This window comes from Candidatus Rhabdochlamydia sp. W815 (assembly GCF_018642185.1).
In the GTDB taxonomy this organism is placed as follows: Bacteria; Chlamydiota; Chlamydiia; order Chlamydiales; family Rhabdochlamydiaceae; genus Rhabdochlamydia; species Rhabdochlamydia oedothoracis.
In genome coordinates, this window is record NZ_JAAVTY010000206.1 from 1 (window position 1) to 871 (window position 871).

An 871-nucleotide genomic window follows, 5' to 3' on the forward strand; every position below is an offset into this window, starting at 1 on the left:
GGAAAAATTGCGAAAGAAAACTACATACAAGCCTGAATATGGTGGTTCTTGCTTTTATTGCTCTACTTTTGAAAAGATTTTAAACAGGCTCTTAACTGATCGACGCATGCGAAAAGTTGGGGCAAGAGCGACATTGTACTTTTGTCTCTCTGACAACGATGGATTGGGAGGCTCTTCCGTTCTGCCAGAAACTCGGCTAAGAGATCGAATTTGTGCGAGAAGGGTATGAGAAAAATTCAAAAATATACCTTTTAAGGAAGAACTTGCAATGACCCATCAGACAAAGTTGATCTACGTTTTCTGGATGTGCCGAGAGAAACAAGAGGCCAAAAAGATCATTCGTGGATTACTTGATCAACGGTTGATCGCCTGCGCATCCATTTTCCCCGAAGTCGAATCAATCTATCGATGGGAAGGCAAAATTGAAGAGAGCCAAGAGGTAAAAGTCATTCTCAAGACTACTCTCAAGCATTTTGGTGCGGCCCAGAGCTATATTCAAAAACACTGCAGCTATGAAGTGCCAGAGATTTTACAGGTCGATATTGCTCAAGGCAATCCTCGTTACTTATCGTGGGTTGTTCAGGAAACTTCTTTCAGTGACCACTCCTGAGTAGCAATTTTTTCGATAAAAGTCGAATCGTGAGAAATAACCAAGATGGCGCCATCAAAATCCAGAAGAGCTATTTCAAATGCCTCCAGTGTAAGAAAGAGGGTATCTAGGAATTAAAAAGCTTCATGCTAAAACCCAAATGCCTAAAAGAAGAAGCAAGAAAAATCCGGCCCTTTCAACCTTGAAGTGCACAAAAAAGAACATATAAATACTTGAAAAAACATCTATTGTGCACCCGAGCATAGCATGTTTGTAGATAAT

Annotated in this window: 2 protein-coding genes; both read left to right on the plus strand. The window is 40.5% G+C overall.

Going from position 1 to position 871, the window contains the following annotated elements:
- The coding region (locus RHOW815_RS08345) for a hypothetical protein (RefSeq protein ID WP_215217813.1) at window positions 1-229 on the plus strand (229 nt) is incomplete at its 5' end.
- A 39-nt stretch (window positions 230-268) separates the two neighbouring features.
- Window positions 269-610: a divalent-cation tolerance protein CutA gene (gene cutA, locus RHOW815_RS08350; RefSeq protein ID WP_215217814.1), complete on the plus strand. Its 342-nt coding sequence runs from the start codon at window positions 269-271 to the stop codon at window positions 608-610.
- Window positions 611-871: the final 261 nt, after the last annotated feature.

Excerpts from the sequence above, each read along its gene's own strand:
- cutA (WP_215217814.1), top strand. The coding sequence starts at position 269 with ATGACCCATCAGACAAAGTTGATCTACGTTTTCTGGATGTGCCGAGAG.